19 protein-coding genes are annotated in these 23,850 nt (G+C 42.2%); 5 read left to right on the forward strand and 14 right to left on the reverse strand.

The annotated features are described in order from the left end of the window. Nucleotides 1–6: 6 nt before the first annotated feature. Nucleotides 7–2,055: a putative bifunctional diguanylate cyclase/phosphodiesterase gene (locus tag D9T12_RS09855; protein WP_130538010.1), complete on the forward strand. Its 2,049-nt coding sequence runs from the start codon at nucleotides 7–9 to the stop codon at nucleotides 2,053–2,055. Between the two features lie 132 nt (nucleotides 2,056–2,187). Then, nucleotides 2,188–4,830, forward strand: coding sequence for an HD domain-containing phosphohydrolase (locus D9T12_RS09860; protein ID WP_130538011.1), 2,643 nt, complete (start codon nucleotides 2,188–2,190; stop codon nucleotides 4,828–4,830). 61 nt (nucleotides 4,831–4,891) lie between these two features. Here the strand turns inward: D9T12_RS09860 and lspA are convergent, their stop codons facing one another. The 6 genes from lspA to rpsT form a co-directional block, all read right to left on the reverse strand. Beyond that, entirely contained in the window at nucleotides 4,892–5,383 is a 492-nt protein-coding gene (gene lspA, locus D9T12_RS09865; RefSeq protein ID WP_130538012.1) for a signal peptidase II, read from the reverse strand. Nucleotides 5,384–5,847: 464 nt separating this feature from the next. Continuing rightward, nucleotides 5,848–8,694, reverse strand: coding sequence for an isoleucine--tRNA ligase (gene ileS, locus D9T12_RS09870; protein ID WP_130538013.1), 2,847 nt, complete (start codon nucleotides 8,692–8,694; stop codon nucleotides 5,848–5,850). A 38-nt stretch (nucleotides 8,695–8,732) separates the two neighbouring features. Then, complete coding sequence (gene ribF, locus D9T12_RS09875) at nucleotides 8,733–9,671, reverse strand: bifunctional riboflavin kinase/FAD synthetase (protein ID WP_130538014.1); 939 nt, start codon at nucleotides 9,669–9,671, stop codon at nucleotides 8,733–8,735. Nucleotides 9,672–9,735: 64 nt separating this feature from the next. Further along, entirely contained in the window at nucleotides 9,736–10,467 is a 732-nt protein-coding gene (locus D9T12_RS09880) for a pseudouridine synthase (RefSeq protein ID WP_130538015.1), read from the reverse strand. Between the two features lie 2 nt (nucleotides 10,468–10,469). Next, nucleotides 10,470–12,002 carry a murein biosynthesis integral membrane protein MurJ gene (gene murJ, locus D9T12_RS09885; protein ID WP_130538016.1) on the reverse strand — a complete coding sequence of 511 codons (1,533 nt, stop codon included), beginning with the start codon at nucleotides 12,000–12,002 and terminating at the stop codon, nucleotides 10,470–10,472. Between the two features lie 173 nt (nucleotides 12,003–12,175). Then, nucleotides 12,176–12,439 (reverse strand): 30S ribosomal protein S20, encoded by a 264-nt coding sequence (gene rpsT / locus D9T12_RS09890; RefSeq protein WP_130538017.1) that lies wholly within the window; start codon nucleotides 12,437–12,439, stop codon nucleotides 12,176–12,178. Nucleotides 12,440–12,783: 344 nt separating this feature from the next. Between rpsT and D9T12_RS09895 the strand changes: the two genes are divergently transcribed. Further along, nucleotides 12,784–13,581 (forward strand): motility protein A, encoded by a 798-nt coding sequence (locus D9T12_RS09895; protein ID WP_130538018.1) that lies wholly within the window; start codon nucleotides 12,784–12,786, stop codon nucleotides 13,579–13,581. A gap of 21 nt (nucleotides 13,582–13,602) precedes the next feature. Continuing rightward, nucleotides 13,603–14,301, forward strand: a complete 699-nt coding sequence (locus D9T12_RS09900; RefSeq protein WP_130538019.1) for an OmpA/MotB family protein — start codon at nucleotides 13,603–13,605, stop codon at nucleotides 14,299–14,301. A gap of 161 nt (nucleotides 14,302–14,462) precedes the next feature. Here D9T12_RS09900 and rlmH read toward each other — a convergent pair whose 3' ends face one another. Genes rlmH through leuS form a run of 7 tightly spaced genes read right to left on the reverse strand, consistent with a single transcriptional unit; the run spans nucleotide 14,463 to nucleotide 21,620 of the window. Next, a complete protein-coding gene (gene rlmH, locus D9T12_RS09905; RefSeq protein ID WP_130538020.1) occupies nucleotides 14,463–14,933 on the reverse strand; it encodes a 23S rRNA (pseudouridine(1915)-N(3))-methyltransferase RlmH in 471 nt (156 codons plus the stop codon). A gap of 30 nt (nucleotides 14,934–14,963) precedes the next feature. Beyond that, nucleotides 14,964–15,329 carry a ribosome silencing factor gene (rsfS, locus tag D9T12_RS09910; RefSeq protein WP_130538021.1) on the reverse strand — a complete coding sequence of 122 codons (366 nt, stop codon included), beginning with the start codon at nucleotides 15,327–15,329 and terminating at the stop codon, nucleotides 14,964–14,966. A gap of 45 nt (nucleotides 15,330–15,374) precedes the next feature. Next, the gene (nadD, locus tag D9T12_RS09915) at nucleotides 15,375–16,028 is read right to left on the reverse strand and encodes a nicotinate-nucleotide adenylyltransferase (RefSeq protein WP_130538022.1); all 654 of its coding nucleotides are present in this window, start codon (nucleotides 16,026–16,028) and stop codon (nucleotides 15,375–15,377) included. Between the two features lie 9 nt (nucleotides 16,029–16,037). Continuing rightward, the gene (locus tag D9T12_RS09920; RefSeq protein ID WP_130538023.1) at nucleotides 16,038–17,300 is read right to left on the reverse strand and encodes a glutamate-5-semialdehyde dehydrogenase; all 1,263 of its coding nucleotides are present in this window, start codon (nucleotides 17,298–17,300) and stop codon (nucleotides 16,038–16,040) included. A gap of 20 nt (nucleotides 17,301–17,320) precedes the next feature. After that, nucleotides 17,321–18,397 carry a DNA polymerase III subunit delta gene (gene holA / locus D9T12_RS09925; protein WP_130538024.1) on the reverse strand — a complete coding sequence of 359 codons (1,077 nt, stop codon included), beginning with the start codon at nucleotides 18,395–18,397 and terminating at the stop codon, nucleotides 17,321–17,323. Between the two features lies 1 nt (nucleotide 18,398). Beyond that, on the reverse strand, nucleotides 18,399–19,001 hold the full coding sequence (locus tag D9T12_RS09930) for an LPS-assembly lipoprotein LptE (protein ID WP_130538025.1): 603 nt from the start codon (nucleotides 18,999–19,001) through the stop codon (nucleotides 18,399–18,401). 15 nt (nucleotides 19,002–19,016) lie between these two features. Beyond that, nucleotides 19,017–21,620: a leucine--tRNA ligase gene (leuS, locus tag D9T12_RS09935; protein ID WP_130538026.1), complete on the reverse strand. Its 2,604-nt coding sequence runs from the start codon at nucleotides 21,618–21,620 to the stop codon at nucleotides 19,017–19,019. Between the two features lie 144 nt (nucleotides 21,621–21,764). On the opposite strand from leuS, the gene D9T12_RS09940 reads away from it, so the two are divergent. Next, nucleotides 21,765–22,157, forward strand: a complete 393-nt coding sequence (locus tag D9T12_RS09940; RefSeq protein WP_130538027.1) for a zinc ribbon-containing protein — start codon at nucleotides 21,765–21,767, stop codon at nucleotides 22,155–22,157. A 157-nt stretch (nucleotides 22,158–22,314) separates the two neighbouring features. On the opposite strand, the gene lnt is transcribed toward D9T12_RS09940, so the two are convergent. Next, complete coding sequence (gene lnt, locus D9T12_RS09945) at nucleotides 22,315–23,847, reverse strand: apolipoprotein N-acyltransferase (RefSeq protein WP_240693176.1); 1,533 nt, start codon at nucleotides 23,845–23,847, stop codon at nucleotides 22,315–22,317. Nucleotides 23,848–23,850 lie beyond the last annotated feature (3 nt).

Raw genomic sequence — 23,850 nt, forward strand, 5'->3', positions numbered from 1 at the left:
CGACCTGTGAAAAACAAACCTTCCAACATTGATAATATACTTGAAGTTTTTGACAAGGTCCTTAGCTCAACGCCAATCCTTATCTTTGCATTAGACTCAGATGGATACTTTACCTTTTCTCGTGGCTCACGTTTACAACAACTCGGGCTTGAAAATAGCCAAAAACCTGGCTCGCACTATTCTGATGTATATACCACCAACCCAACAATGATGGAACATATACAACGCGCTTTAAATGGTCAGGAATTTGAATGCCAAACACAAATAAATGGACACTTTTTTCATGTGTATTATCGGCAGACAAACAATAACCAAGTAGTTGGAATTGCGCTTGATGAAGCTGAACTCATCTCTACTCGTGAAGAAAAAGACAAACTGTTTAATCAATTACTCATTGCCTATGAGATTTCACGCGAAGGCATGTGGTCATGGAATTTAAGAACCAATACAATTGAATACAATAGACGATGGCGAGAAATTTTTGAGTACACGGGGTCAGAGCCCAGCAACCAATTAGAATACTTCACAAATCGAGTCCACCCAGATGACTTACCGCAAGTTTGGCAATCTGTTGAGCAGGCTGTTCAACAAGGCACAACTTTCGAGCATCAGTACCAAATCCTTACTCCATCTGGAACGAAAGTGCTCCAAGACCGTGGTCGCGTGGTTTACTGGGACTTAGAAGGTGAACCTCTTTATATGACAGGTTCAGTTAATGACATCACTGAGCAATTCAATGCACAAAAACAACTTGAGCAAAAAGCTTCAACCGATGAGTTAACCGGTCTTAGCAATCGTTTTGGCAGCCTACAAGCTTGGGATCAGTGGAAGAATCAGAAAAGCGAGAATTTTAAAGCCGTTTTTGCACTCATCGATTTTGACCATTTCCAACCTCTCAACCACGTTCTGGGTTACAACATTGGTAACCGGATTCTGAACCATTTTGCACACCAACTCCAACAATCACTCCCCACCAATGTTCATATCGCTCGCATAGGAGGCGATGAATTTTTAGTTATGGCACCCAACTTTTCTTTGTCAACTTTAGAAAGTTTATTAAGAAAATTCTCAGACACCTTCCTCACATCTTTTCAAGAAGATTTAATCGGTGCAAAACTTCAATTTTCATGTGGATTTTCCAAACACCCTAAAGATGGTGATGATTTCATTACACTTTTCAGACGTGCAGAAGCAGCACTCCATGAAGCCAAAAAATCCGGTAGGAATTGTTTTAGACGCTTCGATATTGAGTTTGAGAATGCTACGTCCAAACGCTATGCTTTGATCAATAAGCTACAAACCGCTTTAGAACACCAACAATTGTATTACCAGTTGCAACCCCAATTTAATATTGTTCATAGCCGTTTTAGCGGAGCTGAAGTGTTGATTCGTTGGCATGATCATGAGTTAGGATTGATTTCTCCAGTCGATTTCATACCTCTGGCTGAACAATCACAACTTATCACTCCAATCACCTATTGGTTGATTGATAAAGTTCTCAGCGACATTCGTTCTTTGAACCAAAAACTCAAAACTTCCTTAAAATACTCAATCAACATCCCTGCCCAATTTCTATACGAGCAAGACTTAATTACATGGATTCAAAATCGCTTTAACCACTATAAAATTCATCCTAAACAGATTTGTTTTGAAGTAACCGAATCACAATTAATTGCCGACTCATCTACTCAATGGCTCTCAAATATTGAATGCCTAAGGCAACTTGGGATTGAATTTGCCGTGGATGATTTTGGAACAGGCTACTCCAATCTCTCACAACTCAAAAAATTGGATTTCAACTTACTCAAGATTGATAAGTCCTTTATCGATGCCTTAACAGATAAAGACGATAAAACAGGCCATGCACTAGTCAAAGCCATGATTGGACTCGCCCAAACACTAAAGCTAGATTTAATTGCCGAAGGTGTTGAAAGCCCAAACCAAGTAATTTGGCTTGAAGCACTCGGCTGCCAAGTGTTCCAAGGCTATTATTTCTCCCCACCTCTCAATACTGAAGAGTTCCTGAGTCTTGTGATCGAAACAAACTCCCACTAATAAAAAAGCAAATGTCACTTCACCCCCAAACTTGATTCAATAAAACTTTTACCGAAACCTTACGAGTTATAATTTTAGATTCGTGATATTGAAATAACTTCTTTATTTAAATGACACAGGAGAACTTAATTCATGCTTCGCTTTGTTCTACCTGTGACACTTCTCTTTGCAATCGCCATCGGCTATTTCATCTTTCAATACAACCTAAACATCAACGCAAGCCTAAAAGCTGACTATCAGCGGCAAATCGATCGACACCAAGAAATCATTCATGGATACCAAATCAATAGTGATGTCACATTCGAAAACCTTGTGATGCAAAAAGATGTTTTAAGCATACTTAACCAAGCACAAAACACCTCCAAAGATCAATTCATTCAACTTCATAATCAGCTGCATGCACTTCTGGCAAATAAATATGAAAGCCTAAAAAAAATCGCAAAAATTCGGCAACTGCATTTTCATATGCCAGATGGTCGAAGCTTTTTACGAATGCACCGGCCGGGTAAATTTGGAGACCTGTTGTTTGATTTTCGCTACTCTGTCAAAAAAGCCAATATCGAAAAGAAGCGTTCTCATGGTTTTGAAGAGGGACGAATTTTTAATGGATACAGATTTGTTTACCCCATTATCGACCATAACCAACATTTAGGCAGTGTCGAAATCAGCTTATCGATGAAAGCTTTCACAGACTCATTATCCAAAGTTTATGAAGGCACCTATTGCTTTATGCTTGATGCCAATATTGTTGGGGAAAAAGTCTTTGCAGATGAAAAATCTAATTATCGTCAAAGCCCTTTTGGCGAACACTACGCTATGGATAAAAAAGTCGATAACGAGTTGTGCACGCGCCTAAACCCCCATATTGATGAACTCTCAACCGATGATGACTTACTGATTCACTTAAAAAGCTTTAAACCTTACAGCGAGATGATTGGTGGTTTTTTTAGATTTGACGGCTTTATCAGTCATTTCGTGCCTTTACAGAATATCGAACAAGAAACAGTCGCTTATTTATTCAGTGTTCAGCGAAATGAAGAAATTACGTCCTTACGTAACCGATTCATTTACAACCTTATGTTGTCAATCCTAGTATTTATTGCCACTGTAGTTGCAATTATTGCCCTTAATAAACGCCATCAGGAACTTAAAACGCATGCTGAGGAGCTTAAAACCACCGTTCTCGATCTCACTGAAAATTATGAAAATCTAATGAAAGAACAAACCTACATAAAAGGACTACTCGAAACGATTTTCAATGTTATTGACCACCTCAATCGTCTGGGTAAGGTTGACAAGCTGCTATACGCGAGTTGCGAAAACTTGATGCATTACGACAACTATCGCTTTGTTCATATTCATACTTTTAACAATCAGATTAATGTCGACATTTCACAAATTGCTCAAAAAGATGGTCTAAAAACTCCAGAACTTAAAGAGTTTTATGAAAACATTGAACAAGAGGCATCAATCCAAACGGTTTTAAAGCATGGTGAACTTATTACAGTTGACAACTTACAAAATAAAGACTTTGCTCAGCCCATCATTGACTATTTGCAATCACGCGAACTAAGTCACGCGACTTTTTTGCCAATCCAAAACAAAGATAGTCATACCTATGGCTTTATGATACTGCTCACCACTCAGGAGCAAATACCGGAAGAACGTACACTTCTCAAAAAACTTGGAACCACCATTTCCCAATCCGTCACGACTCTTAACCGTCGAGATACCTATGAACATCAATTATTAGAAAAAACTAAAAACTATAAGTTCATACTATTTGAAATCGTCGACCTGTTAGAAAAACGCCATGTCCTGACCGCTGGACGATCAATTAGAGTGTCAAAATATTCAAAGAAAATTGCAACCGCGCTAAACCTCGATGCCAAAAATATCGCAACCCTTGTTGATGCCGCCATGCTCCATGATATAGGCAATATTAAAACTCCAGACAATATTCTATTAAAAGCCGGAATACTCACCCCACAAGAGAGAAACATGGTAGAAAACCATGTAATGTATGGAGCCAAGCTCTTTGAGCGTTTACCTGGCTTCCAACAGATATATGAAACAATTTTGCATCATCATGAATATTTTGATGGTTCTGGCTACCCAAATGGCATCAGTGGTGAAGAAATACCTTTGCTCTCTCGAATTATTGCTGTAGCGGATGCCTTTGAGGCGATGACTTCCTGTTGGATTTATAAACCCTCCATTCCCGCTAATAAAGCAATTAGTGAACTCGAAAAACATAAAGGGAGTCAATTCGATCCAGTAATTGTCAATATTGCTAGCCATGTATTGAAAGATGAACCTCTAGACCACCTTAAACGAAGCCTGCCGACTTCTGGAACAGAGCTTCAAAGACTGCAATATTTGTTATGCGATGAAAATACCGGATTGTTTGATGTTCGTTACCTTGACATGTTAGCTTTGTCGGAGTTTCGAGGAATGAAAATTGAAGCAATGCAAATTGTTACCATTGCAAGCCTATTGGAGCAGACTCATCAGCAACACTCTGAAACCATGAACATGTTGGGCAAGATATTTAAAAAATTCTATACCAATGACTTGAGCTTTTTTGTTGAGCCGAATTATCTGATATTGATTCATTTAGAAAGCTACGATGAAAATCTTCAATCCGCATTATTACAACGGCTCGAATCAGATAAACATATCCATTTAGATATAGAAACGATTGTCACTGACAATCTCAAAGAGCACCTACAAAAACTACAACCAATATTAGCAAGCGCAAGACAGCGCCAATAACTCAAAAACACCGCCATGAACCGGTATTTTTCAATCTCTAACTGAACTATTTCGCTAAGACTTACTTAGCAACACTCTCTTTATCTTTTTTCAAAAAAAACTCACTAAATATCAATAAAGCGGCACCCAAGGAGATAGCGATATCAGCAACATTGAAAGTGGCATAGTGCCAAGCACCAATATAGAAATCAATAAAGTCTGTCACACGCCCTTCTAATATTCGGTCAATCACATTGCCAATTGCGCCACCAATTACCAAATTTAGGGCCACGACTTCAGTCGTGATTTTGGCAGGTAACTTCTTAAGCCACCACAACATAAACACTGTCATTCCAAATGCCAAAACCACAAAAAACCAACGTTGCCAACCGCCCATATCGGCCAAGAAACTAAAGGCCGCGCCATAGTTATAGGCCAACGTCCAGTTCAAATGATCTATCACTGGAACCGGCTCACCAAAGGTTAAATTTGTCACCGCAAGGTATTTAGTGATGTGATCAAAAATGATTACCAGAACAGCAATCCATAAGGTTTTTAAAGCCGTTGAAGTCATTAGTTATCCATAAACTTAATAATAAAAAACCACGCAAGTTTTCACTTCGTGGCTTGTTCTACATTCTAAAAATCACACATAAACAGGACGCTTTAAAAGACACAGCAAGTTCATCCATGAATACTCGGAGTATTGTTTCAACCATTTTCTACTTAATTCGCAAGATAGTGTGTGCCACTTCTAGGCAAAAAATGTGAGCTTACGATGAGTAAGTGACCATTTTTTAACACCGAAATGTTTCATCAGATTGTCGAAATAAGTCTGGAAATTTTTAAAACCGTCGAGAGAAGTTCAAAACGAGGCGAAAGCTGCCAAAATTCTCGTAGCATGGTTTCAAACATTTTCTACTTAATTCGCAAGATAGTGTGTGTCACTTCTAGGCAAAAAATGTGAGCTTACGATGAGTAAGTGACCATTTTTTAACACCAAAGTGACCCACTAGCTTGATGAAGTCAGTCTGAAAATTAAGCGAAGTGGCGTGTTTCTCCACTACCCTCGGTATTATCCACACAACGCTGACAAAGATCTTCATGCCCTTCTATTGAACCCACTTCTTCACGGTGATGCCAACAACGAGCACATTTTGCATGTTCAGTTGCTGTCGCTTCAACCCATAGGCCTGCCATTTCAGATTCAATCGCCGCATCCGTTTTTTCACCGGCCGGTAAGACTTTCGCCTCTGAAGTAATTAACACAAAACGTAACTCTTCACTCAGTTTGGCAATTTCTGCATATAACGTATCTTCAGCATACAAAGTGACTTGAGCCGTTAGCGACCCTTTAATAACTTTTTCATTACGTAAACCTTCTAACTGTTTTGATACCGCAGAACGCACTTCCATCATTTTCGCCCAGTAGGCTGAATTCATTTCTGTGCTTTCATCCAGAGCCGTTAGCGCAGTGTACCATTCAGAAACAAACACTGTTTTGGTACGCTCTCCAGGGATTTCACGCCAAAGTTCTTCGGCAGTAAAACTCAAGATTGGTGCAATCCAACGCGTCATCGCTTCAACGATATGATACAAAGCCGTTTGCGCAGAACGACGCGCAAGACCATCGGATTTACACGTATATTGACGGTCTTTAATCACATCCAAATAGAAAGCACCTAACTCAATCGAACAGAAATGCGTTACTTTTTGGTAAATATCCAAGAAATTGTAGCTTTCATAAGCTTCAAGGATTTCTTCTTGAAGTTTAGCCGCAAAACCAATTGCCCACTTATCCAAGGGTAATAAGTCATCATATGCCACCATGTCGGTTACAGGATTAAAGCCATTGATGTTTGCCAACAAGAAACGCCCTGTATTACGAATACGGCGATAGGCATCCGCGGTACGACTAATGATTTCGTCTGATACCGTCATTTCATAGCGGTAGTCCGCCGCAGAAATCCATAAACGTAGAATATCGGCACCATATTTATTGGAAATATCTTGCGGTGCAATCACATTTCCTTTCGATTTCGACATTTTCTTACCGTCTTTATCCACGGTAAAACCATGCGTCAAAACTTGTTTGTACGGTGCTTCACCATCAGTTGCCAGTGCCGTCAACAGTGAGGATTGGAACCAACCACGGTGTTGGTCAGAACCTTCTAAATACAAATCTGCCGGTGCAGAAAGTTCTTCACGTTCTTTTAAAACCGTTTGATGTGAAATCCCTGAATCAAACCATACATCTAAAATGTCCGTAACCTGCTCATAGTTTTCCGCATCATCGCCCAAGAACTCTGCAACGTCTAAGTCATACCAAGCATCAATTGATTTCTCTTCAACCATTTCGGCGACTTTTTGCATTAACTCAACCGTGTTTGGATGCATTTCACCGGTAACCTTATGAATAAAGATGGTGATTGGCACACCCCAGAAACGCTGACGCGAAATACACCAATCAGGTCGTCCTTCAATCATGCCTTCAATTCTGTTTTGTCCCCATTCAGGCACCCACTCCACTGCTGGAATCGCTTTTATCGCATTATCACGCAAACCGGCAGCTTCCATCGAAATAAACCATTGCGGTGTAGCACGGAAAATCAATGGCGTTTTGGTACGCCAACAGTGAGGATAACTGTGTTCAATAATTTCAATATGCACCAAGGAATGATGCTCTTTCAGAACTTCTAACACATGGTCATCGACTTTCAGAACATTTTCGCCCTCGAAAATAGGCGTACCAGCTACATAGTTCCCGTTGTTATCGACTGGGCAATCCACTTCAAGGTCATACTTTTTACCGACCTCGAAATCTTCCACACCATGCCCCGGAGCTGTATGGACACAGCCTGTACCGGCATCCGTTGTGACATGCTCACCCAAAATCAATGGCACAATGCGCTCATAGAACGGATGCTGCAGACGAATCAAATCAAACTGCTCACCACGACCATAAGCAATCACTTTGTACTTATCAAAGCCCCAACGATCCATGGCGTCTTTAATCATCGCTTCAGCTAAGAACAAACGTTCTGGACCATGTTCGCCCTCAACTTGTACCACAGAGTATTCAAGCTCGGGATTAATCGAGACAGCTTGGTTCGCCGGCAAAGTCCATGGCGTTGTCGTCCAAATCACTACCGAAAGAGGCCCTTCTCCAGTATGGTCTTCAACATGATGACAACGTTCAAAGAAAGCCGCTTCATCAACCACCTTGAATCGCACATCGATCGATTTAGAGCGCTTGTTTTCGTATTCGACTTCTGCTTCTGCCAAAGCCGAACGACCACCAACCGACCAATAAACCGGCTTGGTGCCTTTGACTAAGTGACCGTTTTCAATGATTTTTGCCAAAGCACGGATTTCATCAGCTTCAAATTTAAAGTCTTTAGTTAGGTAAGGTTTTTTCCAATCCGCCATCACACCTAAACGCTGGAAATCAGCCATTTGGCCATCAACCTGCTTTTGAGCATAATTACGACATTCTTGGCGAAATTCAGTCGCGCCAATTTTCTGGCCAACCTTGCCTTTTTTCTTTTCAACATTCAGCTCAATCGGCAAACCGTGACAATCCCAACCCGGTACAAACGGAGCATCAAAACCGCTCAACCCTTTGGATTTGACAATCATGTCTTTCAAGACCTTGTTGACCGCGTGACCAATGTGAATATTGCCGTTCGCATATGGAGGTCCGTCGTGCAAAATAAACTTTGGACGACCGGCCATATGCTCACGCACTGTTTGGTAAAGGTCATCACTTAACCACTGCTCAACCTGTTTCGGCTCACGGTTAGGTAGATTCCCTCGCATAGGGAAATCAGTCTCCGGAAGGTTCAAGGTCGGCTTGTAATCTTTTTGGTTGTTGTCTTTGCTCATGCAATAACTCTCTTCACAATTAGCGGTTAGACCGCGGCTCAAAGTTTGAAAAATTCTCTTGCTTTTATAGCATCTTGAGCAATTTGCGCCTGCAGTTGCTCAAGACCATTAAATTTCATTTCGGGGCGAATAAACTTTCGTAAAATCACATCAATATGGTGGCCATATAAATCTTCAGACCAATCAAACAAATGCACTTCAATTGATGGACGTATGCCATCCACAGTTGGGCGAAGTCCAAGATTCGCCACCGCCGGCCAAGGCTTATCCGCAATCCCTAAAACCTCTACAGCAAACACCCCATGGACCGGCATCTGAATACGTTTGGGGTTCAAGTTTAGTGTTGGAAAACCTATGGTTCGTCCTAACTTTTGACCATGAATCACTCGACCATTGAATGAAAAAGATCGGCCTATCAGGGTTTCAACCGCAGCTAAATCTGGTTTTGATAACTCTGCACGAACTCGAGTGCTACTGACTCGATTGCCATCAAAGACATGAGTGGGCATTTTAACCACGCTAAAGCCACTTTTTTCACCAAAGCTCTGTAAGAACGCAAAATCGCCACCACGTCCTTTTCCAAAATGGAAATCATCCCCAACAATCAAATGTTTGACATTAAAACCATCAATTAACACAGAGTGCACAAACTCACCGGCTGTTAGGCCCGCAAATTTTTCATTGAAACGCACACAGATCACATAGTCGATTTCAGTACGATCAAATGCCTGCAATTTTTCACGCAAATTCATTAGGCGTACTGGGGCTTTCTCAGGTGAAAAAAACTCAATCGGCAGAGGCTCAAACACCATCACGACACTGGGTAGATTTCGCGTTACAGCCTCATTATGCAAAGCGTTTAACACTTGTTGGTGCCCTAAATGCACGCCATCAAAGTTACCGATTGTTAGCACACACCCTTTAGCAAGCTTTGCTTGATGAATTGCTAGATTGTGAAGACCGCGAATCAGTTGCATGAATGTCAATAGTTGTTGTGAATAAAATCAAAAATTTAGCGCGAAATTATAGCGCAAATAGCGGTTACTCTGTGCAATTTCCAATACTGGATATTTCATTTGCAGTTAACGCACGAATTCCACCGGCCGGTAAACTTTTATCAAGCACAATATCACCTATTCGATAACGATGTAATTTCATAACACGGTTATCACATTTAGCAAACATTCGCTTAATTTGATGATATTTACCTTCACTTATAACTACTTTCGCAACATTTGTCTCTATAACCTCTAGTTTGGCCGGTTGCGTCCACTGCTGCTCGTATTCAAAATAGAAACCCTTTGCAAAATCATCAATATCGCTGAATTTGAGTGGTTTTTCTAAAGAAACCAAATAATGTTTATTGATTTTTTTCCTAGGTTCAGAAATGGCGCGAGACCAAGAGCTGTCATTGGTCAATAACATTAACCCTGAACTCGAACGGTCTAAACGCCCAGCATAATGTAATGTTTCTTTATGCGCGCAAAATTCGTCCGGTACGAAATCGATCACTGTTTGAAATTGTGTATCTACCGTCGCACTTAACACTCCGACCGGTTTATTTAACATCAAATAACACGCTTCAATTGAATTTAGCCGTTGGCCATTAATCTCAATTTGATCGAATTGAGACACCATTTGCTGTTTAGACACAGCCGGTTGACGATTAATTTGAATCGCCCCTTTTGCCAGCAATAACTGAACCTCTCGCATTGAGATTTGGGCATGATGCGCAATAAACCGATCAAGCCTAGAACGTTTTAACCTTCTCACAATTACGCCTTGCGAATAAACCGTTTAGGATTAAGGCCTAGCGCTAATAAAGCTGCGCCATAAACACAAATAGCACCAATGACAATCATCATTAACCAACCTAAACGCTGCCAAACGTCAAACTCTAACCATTCATATGAAAGCGGATCCAGCCAAATAATGAAAACAACCATTGCTAGGTTTGCCAATCCAATTTGAACACTTAGCTTGAACCAACCTGCTTGTGGTGCAAATACTTTTTGCTTGCGCAAATACCAAAACAACAACCCAGCATTCATAAAGGCAGAAATCGACGTTGCTGCGGCCAAACCAACGTGTGCAAATGGGCCAATTAATAACAAGTTAAACACCATATTCGCTACAAGAGCAACAATCGCAACTTTTACAGGGGTTTTCATGTCTTTTCGCGCATAGAAGGCTGGCGCGAGAATTTTGACCAAAATAAAACCAAGTAAACCAAATGAATAAGCCATTAAGCTCATGCTTGCCATATTTACATCATGATTGGTAAAGGCTCCGTAATGGAAAAGGCTCACAACTAAGGGCTGCGCCAAAACCAAAAGCCCAAGCATTGCCGGCACACCGATTAAAAACACCAAACGCAAAGCTGAATCTAAATCTTCCTGAAATCCTTGCCAGTTTTCGTTTGCTGCTTTTTTAGACAGCCCTGGTAACACAACTGTGGCCAAAGCGACTCCAAACACTCCAAGCGGAAACTCCATTAGGCGGTCAGAATAATATAACCAAGAAACAGATCCCGTCACCAAAAACGATGCAAGAATGGTATCGACCAATAAATTAATTTGTGCAACCGATACCCCAAATAACGCAGGAATCATTAAGCGTTTAACCTCACCAACGCCAGGATCAGTTTTACGTGTTGGATGCGGTAAGAGCCCGAGTTTATACAAAAATGGCAAATGAAACAGTAGCTGTACCACTCCTGCAACCAACACCCCCCAAGCTAACGCCATCACAGGAATTTCAAGCAGCGGTGAAACAAATACAGCAAAAGAAATCAGCACTAAATTCAAAAAAACAGGTGTAAAGGCTGGTACGGCAAATTGGCTATAGGTGTTCATAATCGCAGAAGAAAAAGCGACTAGAGAAATCAACAGCAAATAAGGAAAAGTAATGGCCAGCATATCAGAAGCAAGATTGAACTTTTCAGGGTCATCAATAAAACCCGGTGCAAACACCATCATCCAAAGTGAAGATCCAAAAACACCAAAAGCGGTTAGCAATAGCAAAATACCACCGAGTCGAAAAGCAATCGCATCAACCAGTTGCTTGACAGCTTCTTTTCCCCGTTTTTCTTTCGCCTCCGCCAACACTGGCACGAACGCCTGAGAAAAGGCACCTTCAGCAAACAATCGACGAAAGAAATTGGGAATTTTGAACGCAACGAAAAACGCATCGGCCCCCGCCGTCGCCCCAAAATATTTAGCGATAATCACATCACGCAAAAACCCTAAAATGCGTGAAATCATGGTCATGCTACCAACGGTTACTGCCGCTTTAATAATTCGTTTCAAGGAGGACACCCGACAAGAAAAAACATGATTTTAACAGAGATAATGACAAAGGTTACCGGCCGGTAAGATTTTAAACAGCAACATGAATGCAAAGCACTCAGTATATTTTGGGTATAAAAAAACCGAAGGCTTTGAAGACTCCGGTTTTGCTTACGCTAATTAAAGCTTGGCAATTATGCCATTGCTTTGATGCGAGCGTTGATGCGGCTTTTTGAACGAGCTGCTTTGTTCTTGTGGATGATGCCTTTACGCGCCATGCCATCTAATTTTGATTGGGCAACACGGAACAACTCATTTGCTTGTTCTTTGTTACCTTCTGCAATCGCTGCAAGAACTTTTTTAACTGCAGTACGCATATCAGAACGCATTGCTACGTTATGTTGACGATTTTTTTCGGCTTGACGTGCGCGCTTAGCGGCTTGTGCTGAGTTTGCCATTTTTAAAACTCCATGGTTTTACGTGTTAACGATCCGTAGACCTATCATTAACTATTTCTAATTAACACAACATCGATTCTATTCGTAAACAAAACTCGATGACTACTTGTGATTACATCCACTGAAAAAATTTCAGAGCGCGAATTATCGCAAAAAAAAGAAAACAAGTCAAGAATTTACGAACATCAAACAAGGATAAACCTTGATAAACCTTTAATAGGCCACTCAAAAAATTGATATTAACCAGATTCAATCAACTTTACACCTTAAAATCTCGAATTTAGAAGCTGTTATGCTTTATTCTTACTCATTCGTAATCAAACTTATATAAGACTGTTCATAAAATGCATATTTCACTTAGCGCACTTTTTGGATTCATTCTCGGTATCGGCTTATTTGCATCAGCAGTGTTCTTTAACACCGACAATTATTTGATGTTTTTCAGCCTTTCAAGCTTACTCATGGTAATAGGCGGAACCATTGCCGCAGCGATGATTTCCTATGATGGCCGCTATGTCGCACTCGCTTTTAAAGAGATCTTATCGACCATGGTCTCTTCCAAAGTCAATCCAGTAAAGCTGTATGAAGATGTCGGTGAACTCATTGATTGGTCAAAAATCATTCGTACCCAAGGACTGGTGAAACTTGAACGTATTATTGAACTGCCAGACGAAGAAACCAGCTTTTTGAATCAATCATTCGTTTTTTTGCTCTCGGGTTACAAGGGCGCACACTTATACAATCTTCTACAACACTCTCGTGAATCTATTTACGAGAGCAATATGCGTCCAGCCAAAGTCCTGTTAACGATGGCATCGACGGCACCGGCATTTGGTATGGTCGGAACGCTGGTGGGTTTAATCATTATGTTGAACTCAATGGAGGGCGATCCTTCCAAAATCGGTGGAGGCCTAGCGGTCGCACTGTTAACGACCCTTTACGGGGTTTTGATGGCTCAGCTGGTACTCAAACCGGCGGCTCGAAAACTGGAACACAAACAAGACTTGGAAGCGCAACGCAACCTGATTCTGACAGAAGGAATCGTCTTACTCTCGGAAGGTGCAACGCCACTGGTGATCCAAGACACAATGAATTCTTATCTCCACCCTAACTTCCAGTTCCGCAAAGTAGCAAAACACTAAAGAAGTCATGGGAGTCCTCAAATGAAGAACGAAATACCCGTTTATGATTACAAGCCGGTCGAGCTCAAAAAGCCTAAAGAAGAAAATGACGAGTGGATGATCACCTATGCAGATGCCATGACCTTAGTCTTGGGGTTCTTTGTTTTGATCCTATCCATGTCAATGATCAACCAAAATCGATTTGAAGAGGTCTCTGAAGCAATCAACCAGGGGCTATTAAAGAAAAAAGAGCAGACTGAAATCAGCCCTCTGAAAGATTTACGCGCCAACCTTTCAGAAACTTTATTGGAGTTTCAAGTTTTACCATCTGAGGCGATTGAAGCCGGTGAGAACTATCTCAAAATCGACCTTCCTGGAAATATCCTATTTAAAACAGGTTCTGCAGATTTGGGATTAAAATCCAGTGAACTCATCGCTGCAATTGCCAACGACATCAAAGATTTTCCACTTCCAGAATTTAATATCGAAATTGAAGGTCACACCGATGACATTCCAATCAGCACTGTACGCTTCCCTTCCAACTGGGAACTTTCATCTAGCCGTGCGATTAGTGTGCTGCGAGTCTTTCTTGAACAAAATGTGGATGGAAATCGCTTAAAAGCGATTGGCTATGCGGACACAAGACCTAAAGCCCCCAATACCGACAAAATCGGCAACCCCATTCCTGCCAACCAAAAACTTAACCGGCGGGTAGAAATTAAGGTTGCAAAAAATGTATAAGCATCAGAAATTAAAAAGAGAATGTTATAAAGACTAAAGACGTGGCAAATTAAAATTTGAAAATGAGATTTTTTGCATCAAGGTCGAGGCGGATAAAGACGACGTGTACAGTTAGTACACGAGTTTTTATCCAACAAAGAGATTGAGCAAAAAAGACATTTTCACTCACGGTGGTAGGGGTGGTTATTTATTACCGACCAGGCCCGATAGATTTGCTCTGCAACTAAAATTCTGACCATTGGATGGGGTAACGTGAGCTTAGAGAGCCCCCATTTCCATTGCGCTGAATCTATCAAAGACTGTTCCAAACCGTCTGGCCCTCCGACAACTAAGGCGATATCTTGACCGCCTGCCAACCAATCTTCCATTTTATTTGCCAGCCCTTTCGTCGTCACTTGTTGACCATGCTCATCCAAAACAATTAAACGGGCACCTTTCGGTATTGCATCAAGAATTTTTTTAGCTTCTTCGGCTTTCATTTTATCCACCGAGTTCGTTTTGCCTCGGTTCGCCATCGGCAACTCAATAATATTCAAACTACAAGCCTTGGGAAGACGCTTGGCATATTCGTTATAGCCTTCGCTCACCCATTTAGGCATTTTCTGACCAACCGTTATAAAGTGAATAATCATTAAGAAAAGCCTAAAAGGTACCGGCCGGTATTATTCTTCACCGGCTTTATTCAAACGCGAGGCTTTAGATTTGATATCCCAAAGCTTCTCTAGAGCATAATGGGCACGCGCCCCCTCGGTCAAAATATGGACAATCATATTCCCCAAATCAACCAAGACCCAATCAGGTTCTGGACCACCTTCAACGCCTAAAGGCGGCTCACCGGCATCCTTAAATGCCTTTTCAAGATGCGAACCGAGCGCACGCACATGAGTTGTTGAAGTCCCTGTACAGACAATCATGCGATCTGCAAACGAACTCACACCTTCAATATCTATGACCTGAATATCGCGACCTTTGCTGTCATCCAGTGTCTTAACTGCAAGTGCTTCTATTTGTGTTAAATCTAAACTCATTTAATTTCTAGTCTCCTAATGAATTTCTTAAATCTGTATCAGGTCTTATTCAGACTGATACAATTTTTTATTTTGAATATATTGTACAACGCTATAAGGCGTTAAATAATCTGCACTTAAACCAGTGGACAAATTTTGACGAATCAACGTCGAACTAATATCCAACTGGGTGACCGATAACTCCTGAATCTGACCGGCCGGTAAAGAATATTGTTTTACACATAAGTCCAACCAAAGCTGTTCTTCTTCAGTGGGTTCCTGCATACCTTGCGCGGTTGCAGAACTTAAAATCTCTTGACCGGGTCGATGCAAAACTAAAATATTTGCTAACTCTAGAATTCGCCGCCACTGATGCCATGAGCAAAACTTAGCAAACGCGTCCGTCCCCATCATTAAAACCAAAGAATCTTCTGCAAACTTCGGCTTTAAAACTTCAAGCGTTTGCACCATGTAGGAAGGCCCTCCATGATCAATTTCAATCGTATCAAGTAAGAACCCAGGTTGCGATTCAATCGCCATCCCAATCATTTCACAACGCTGTTGAGCAGAGACCTGCGGTTGACCTTTGTGCACCGGCTGATAACACGGAATAAAGCGAACCTGCGCTAGATTCAATCTCTGCTTTGCTTCCAGTGCCGGACGTAAATGCCCATAATGAATGGGGTCGAAAGTGCCACCATTGATACCGATTAGTCGCAAAACTTACCCTTATTGACGGATTGTGCCATCGCCTAAAACAATATACTTTTGCGATGTTAAGCCATGAAGACCAACCGGACCACGCGCATGGAACTTGTCAGTACTGATGCCAATTTCAGCACCCAAGCCATACTCAAATCCATCGGCAAATCGAGTTGAGGCATTCACCATTACTGAGCTTGAATCGACTTCAGCTAAGAAACGACGTGAGGTTGTGAAATTTTCAGTAATAATCGATTCGGTATGCCCTGAACTAAATTGAGCAATGTGATCCATCGCCTCATTCACATCAGCCACCACTTTAATTGATAAAATTGGTGCTAAATATTCCGTTGCCCAATCTTCTTCGGTCGCAGAAATAGCATCAATAATTTCACAGGTCTTAGCGCAGCCGCGTAACTCTACACCTTTTTCAGCATACAAGGTCGCCAGCTCCGGCAATATTTCTGCCGCACGAGAATCAGCAACCAACAAGGTTTCCATAGCGTTACACACTCCGTAACGGTGCGTCTTCGCATTCAAGGCAACATCAATTGCTTTTTTCTTGTCAGCGGCTTCATCAATATAGACATGACAAATACCATCCAAATGCTTAATAACTGGTACACGCGCACCGTCTGAAATCCGCTGAATCAAGCCTTTTCCGCCGCGCGGTATAATCACATCCACAAATTCCGGCATGGCAATTAAATGTCCAACCGCTTCACGATCGGTTGTCGCAACGACTTGCACAGCTGTCGTAGGCAGGTTTGCCTCTTCCAAACCTCTGGCAATACATTGAGCCAATGCGCGATTTGAATGTGCCGCTTCCGAGCCACCTCGTAAAATCGCCGCATTTCCAGACTTTAAACACAAAGCAGCCGCATCGACCGTCACATTTGGACGTGATTCATAAATGATTCCAACCACACCTAAAGGCACACGCATTTTGCCAATTTGAATACCCGATGGACGATAGGACATATCCGAAATCTCACCGACAGGGTCTTGCAAACCAGCAATTTGACGAAGACCTTCGGCCATGCCTGCAATCGCTTTATCTGTTAAGGCCAAACGATCTAGCATCGCATCACTCAAGCCATTTTCTTTACCGGCGGTTAAATCCTTTGCATTTTCTGTCTGCAAAAATTTGGCCTGAGTTTCAATTTGCTCTGCAATCGCCAATAAAGCAGAATTTTTCTGATTCGTATCTGCACGCAATAATTGACGCGAAGCAGCGCGCGCTTGCTGACCCAATTTCGTCATGTAGGATTGGACATTTTCAATACTCATACAGTGCTTCCTGTTCTTTTTTATCTATTTGCGGTCAATAAAGGTGATTGTGGTTGAGCGATTTTCACGACAATTTCCGATAACCCTAACCAAATTTCTGATTCATTTAACGTTTTTTCAATGCCTTTAATTCTTCGATCCACTTGCAAAGCCAACCTCAACGCCTGATTCCAAACCTCAACAGTTCCTCTATTCAACGCCTGTCGATAGTCGCTCTGCTGAGTTGACCAGATTCGCATTTGCTTACAGGCTTGAGCAAAACTCATTCGACTCGACAACTGCTGCAATTCAATTAACACACGCAACTCTTTCGTCAACAGCCAAAGTACAATCGGTGGTTCAATGCCTTCTTGTTGCAAACGAAACAAACGCTGTAAACTAGCATTTAGCTGACCTGCCAGCATCGATGACGACAGTGCAAACAATTGATAATGCGCTTGATCCTCGACTCTGTCGACAATATGTTGCGCCTCAACCTGAACCATTTGACCGGCCGGTGAATTTTCAGTGCTAAGCAATAATGAAAGCTTTATTAGCTCTTGATCTGCCGCCAGCAAGTTTCCTTCGGTGCGCTCCGCAAGAATATTTGCGGCTTCCTGCGAGAGCTGCAAGCCATTTGTCGCTGCGCGTTGATGAATCCAATTAGGCACTTCTTGAGCAGGAACCTGTTTGGCTTGAACGACCACACCACAACCTTCAATCGCTTGCACCCATTTGGATTTGATTTGCCGAGAATCGAGTTTGTCACACAAAACAATCAAACAAATCTCGGAGTTTGAGGCAGATTGTTCTGCCCAAAACTGAAAAAACGCACTGCCTTCTTTTCCAGGGTTACCTTTGGGCATATTCAGGACAATAAACCGTTGCTGAGCAAACAGAGACGAAGACTGAGATTCCATCTGTAATCCCATCCAATCAAAACCTTGCTCAACATCAAACACTTCTCCACGCTCGAAATCCAATTCCTGCAATCGTTGTTTTAACCCTTGCGTGGCATCTCTTAAAAAAAGCGGCTCTTCACCATACAACAGATAAACCGATTGCGGCTGAAACTGTGGAGATTGAAGTTGTCGAAGAAAAGCACTCGCAAGAATCAATTTATCGACCTTCAGGTGTATTTACAACAGTTGGACTTGGTGACTCAATTGCTGCATAGGCATTTAACCTTTGCACCAATTGCTCCGCAAGTTCCCAAGACATATCATCAAGAAAAGCTTGTTTCTCTGAATCAGAAGCCAGAAGAGCTTGTGGATTGACCTGACGATCTCGCTGTGTTGTTACCGTTCCAGAGGTCAAAACCTTTCCATGATGGTCAAACAACTGATAGGACTGCTTCAGCACCAAAATTTCCGCCGTTGTTGAACCCAACGCTGACTGTGCGGTTTGTCTTGATTGAAAGTTAACCGGTGGCACTTCTAACCAAACATTATCTGAATGATTTTCTTCAAATTTTTGACTTGCACTCTCTTTACTGTCAACTAACTGGTAATTGACTTCAAAAGCGTCCAATTGCAACAAAATCGCCTGACCTTGCTTTGACTGTGCAGCCGAAGCATGAATCAACAATCGATGGTTTTGCCAATAGTCATGAGCCTGTTGTGTGATCGCCTGAGAAATACCACTTTGGCCTTTTAGATGAAAACCACAACCAGATAAACCGATACTCAACGACAGAACCATTAACACTGGCAATTTCATCATGCGATTAACCTTAATTTAACCCTTAACAACCAAGTTCACCAAACGCCCTGGGACGTAGATTTCTTTGATCATATCTTTGCCTTCGGTAAACTTCAACACAGCTTCATCGGCTTTGGCGGTTGCTAAAATCGTCTCTTTGTCAGCATCGGCTGCGACTTCGATTTTACCTCGAAGCTTACCGTTAACTTGAACCATCAACTCAATTTCAGATTTGACCAAAGCGGACTCATCTACTTGCGGCCAAGTCACATCAACGACCAAACCTTCTTTACCTAGCGACTCCCAAAGTGATTGCGACATATGCGGTGTCATCGGAGAAAGCATTAATACCAAGATCTCAACCGCTTCTTGCATTACTGCACGATCCGAATCACCGGCCGGTTGAAATTTGCTCAAATCATTCAGCAACTCCATACAGGCTGCAATCGCAGTATTGAACGTCAAGCGTCGTCCCATGTCATCCGCCACTTTTTGAAGTGTTTGATGTAGTTTCATTCGCAATGCTTTCGCTTCTTTACTCAAACCGTCTGAACTCGTCGAAGCCGCAACTACATCATTTTCAAGATGACCATGAACTAAGCGCCATACACGGTTTACAAAGCGAGAGCACCCTTCCACACCCTTGTCTGACCATTCAAGCGTCTGCTCTGGTGGTGCAGCGAACATAATGTATAAACGTAAAGTATCCGCACCAAACTGATCAATTAGCGTTTGCGGATCAATACCGTTATTTTTCGACTTCGACATTTTAATAATGCCGCCATACTGAACCTCGGTACCGTCAGTCTTTAGCTTACCGCTAACCACCGCGCCTTTATCGTCCATGACAGGCTCAACATCCAGCGGTGAATACCACGTCTGCTTGCCTGACTCATCGGTGGTAAACCAGCTACTCGCCAATACCATCCCTTGCGTCAATAAGTTTTTGAACGGTTCATCGGTTGACACCAAACCTTCATCACGCATCAGCTTGTGGAAGAAACGCGCATAGAGTAGGTGCAAAATCGCGTGCTCAATTCCACCAATATATTGATCGACTGGCAGCCAATAATCGGCTTTGTCTTTATCCAACATTCCCTCTGTGAAAGCTTTTGAGGTGTAACGAGCGTAATACCAAGACGACTCAAAGAAAGTGTCAAAGGTATCGGTTTCACGCTTGGCACGACCACCACACTGCGGACAAGTGCAGTTTTTGAATTCATCCAATTTTGCCAAAGGTGACCCTGCGCCATCTGGCACTAAATCTTCTGGCAATTTAACAGGCAATTGATCTTCAGGAACCGGAAGCGCACCACAAGCTGGACAATAAATCACCGGAATTGGACATCCCCAATAACGCTGACGGGAAACCCCCCAATCACGCAAACGGTAATTGGTTTGTTTTTCACCCAAGCCTTTTTCACCCAACACTTTTGCCATTGCATTCAGCGCTTGACCCGATTTCAAACCATCAAATTCACCCGAATTAAACAACACACCTTTTTCAGTGAACGCCGCCTCAGACACATCCACTGATTCCTCGCCTTTTGGCAAAATAACCGGAGTAATCGGCAAGTCATATTTTTTGGCAAACTCAAAATCGCGCTGATCATGGGCTGGCACAGCCATCACCGCACCCGTTCCATAATTCATCAATACGAAATTAGCCGCCCAAACAGGTACGATTTCACCAGTAATCGGGTGTTTCACTCGCACACCAGTGTCACAACCTTTTTTCTCCATGGTTTCCATATCAGCTTCTGCCGTAGAGATATGCGAACACTCTTCAATAAACTGCGCTAAAGGTTCATTCTGAATCGATGCTTTATGTGCAACAGGATGGTTTGCTGCCACTGCAACATAACTCACACCCATTAAGGTATCTGGTCGTGTGGTATAAACATCCAGCGTTTGATTGTCTTTGCCTTCAATCGGGAAAGAGATTTGCAGACCAGTCGATTTACCAATCCAGTTTTTCTGCATGGTTTTAACCTGTTCTGGCCAACCTTCAAGCTGGTCAATGTCGTTCAACAACTCTTCCGCATAATCAGTAATTCGCAAGAACCACTGTGCAATTTCTTTTTTCTCAACCGGTGCGCCCGAACGCCACCCTTTGCCATCCACAACTTGTTCATTTGCCAACACGCACTGGTCAACAGGATCCCAATTCACTTCAGACAGTTTGCGATAAACCAAACCTTTTTCCATCAGCTTGGTAAATAACCACTGCTCCCATCGGTAGTATTCTGGGTGACAAGTCGCCACCTCTTTGTCCCAGTCAAAACCAAGCCCCAGAGATTTTAGTTGGTTACGCATGTAATCAATGTTCGAGTAGGTCCACTCCGCCGGTGCACGATTGTTTTGCATTGCTGCATTTTCAGCAGGTAGACCAAACGCATCCCACCCCATTGGTTGCAACACATTTTTGCCTTGCATACGCTGGAAGCGAGAAATTACATCACCAATGGTGTAATTACGAACATGCCCCATGTGTAACTTTCCACTTGGATAGGGAAACATCGACAGACAATAAAATTTTTCTTTACTGTCATCCTCTGTGGCAACAAAGGTTTTGTTCTCATCCCAAACTTGTTGAATGGCGGCTTCTAATTTTTTTGGTTCGTAGTGCATCTCTGCCATGGCGTTACGTTTAATCCTTTGTCAAGTTCCATGCAGTTTTTTACCGGCCGGTAAAACTTTAAACTTCATGTAAACTCGTTGCTGTCATTAAATAAATAAGTCCAGTATTATATTAGATATAGCACAATAAATTGGGAGAAAATCATGGCTGAAAATAAAATGTTAAAAGCCTATCGCACACTACTGAATCATGCCCGTGACCAAGCGATGATTGCTGAATACCGAACTTGGCAAGTTCTCGGACATGCCATTGAAAAAGCCGAACAAGCAGACCACGATCTAGCCGAACTGACCGATAAAGAGTTTGAGCAGGTACAAAAGGATGTGCATGCCGATGTCATACAATTGGCAGAATACCTAAATGATGTTGAGCAAGGTGTGCAAGAGTTTTTGGATATGGACTTACCTGTACTGGAGCAACTCTTGATTGATAAAGCAATGAGTCTGGCTGACCCAACCGACATTACAGTTTTGAGAATGCGAATTCTGGCAGCATTAGATGAAAACCACCCTATGTTTGAGCAGCAAAAACACTGAAAGCCGCTTCGCTAAAATAAAATAATAACCGCGCACAGATCATGCTAGATTGTTTTAAAAAGACTCTTTAAACTCGTCCATGAGTCGATCGTCACAGAACCTCCTTGTTCTGTGACGCTTTTTAAAACAACCATCAAAACCTCCAAAAACAATCGCGTTATTCAGGCCTATTTTTCACCCTCTGCAATCCCAAAAACAACACTGCAAAAATCAAAATCAGCACAAATGCAATTGGTAAACGCTGCCACTGAGCATAAGGCGTCATACCTTCATAAGGCTGAACCTTACCTCGTAAAACGTTTTCTTCATAAGGCTCAATTTTTTGTTTAATACGACCATCCACGCCGATAATGGCGGTATGTCCGGTATTGGTGGCACGGGCAAATTCACGCCCCAACTCCAAGGCTCTCATCTGAACATCCTGTAACTGCTGTGCCGGCTCAAAAGTGTAAGCAAACCAAGCATCATTTGACACCGTGACCATATACTTAGCCTGTGGCAAACGGTTGGCCAATTCTTCACCAAATGCCGTTTCAAAACAGATACTGACACCGGCCGGTTGTCCACCCAGATTCAATACTTGGCCTTTTTCTGTTCCGGCACTAAAAGTTGCGTAAGGAATATCAAACAACCCCGTTAAAAACTTTAAGGCATCATCAAACGGAAAATATTCGCTAAATGGCACTAAATGCTGTTTATGGTAGCGGTCTTCAGGATTTCCGACATTAATCAGTGCATTGAAATATTCATCACTGTCATTTTTGTCATCAATCACACCCAGCAGGACATCTTTATCAAGCAACTGCACATCTTTAATAAATGAATGAAGCGCGCCCTTTTCAACAATTGAGTAGTAAGCTGGCACTGCCGTTTCAGGCCAGACAATCACATCAGCATCCAAATTCAATTTGGTTTGAGTAATGTAGGTTTTCAAGGTTGGAATAAACTTATCTGCCAACCACTTTTCCTCTTGCGGAATATTTCCCTGCATCAGAGCGACATCAACTTTTGCACCGGCCGGTTGAACCCATTGAATTTGCTGAAGCCCTGCTCCACCCAACCAAACAAAACCCAGTAAAAAACTTGCCGATAACCACTGCTTATATTTTAGTAACGCCACTAAAATTCCGGCACTCATTGCCACAGCAAGACTCATACCCCATACCCCAAAAACCGGTGCATAACCATCCAGCCAAGTATGCAAATGACTATTGCCACTGAGTAAAAACGGGTAACCTCCAAAAACCGAACCTCGCAAAAGCTCCATTAGCACCCAGATAGCAGGAAAACCCAGAATCACTGCCAACAATGGTTTATGGCGAAACTTGGCGGCCAACCACCCCGCCAACGCAGTAAACAAAGATAAATAAATAATAAAAGCGAGTGTTAAGAAAATTGCAATCGGTAAAAACACATCGGCATAAATATAGATACTGGAAAACAGCCAACTCGTACCAAAACCAAACAAGCCTAAGCCAAACCAAAAACCGGTTTTGGCACTTTGCTTGGCCGTATTTTCACCTAGCCAAAGTGCAAACAAACCACCCAAGCTCAGCAGAATAATGGGAGAAAACTCAAAAGGCGCAAACGCAGTCACTGCCAAACCACCTAATACAAATGACGAAATCTGATTTCGATTTGGTTTAAACCATCCAATCATCCACTTAAAAACGGAAATTAACTTGGTCACACT

Source organism: Thiomicrorhabdus indica (assembly GCF_004293625.1).
GTDB lineage: Bacteria > Pseudomonadota > Gammaproteobacteria > Thiomicrospirales > Thiomicrospiraceae > Thiomicrorhabdus > Thiomicrorhabdus indica.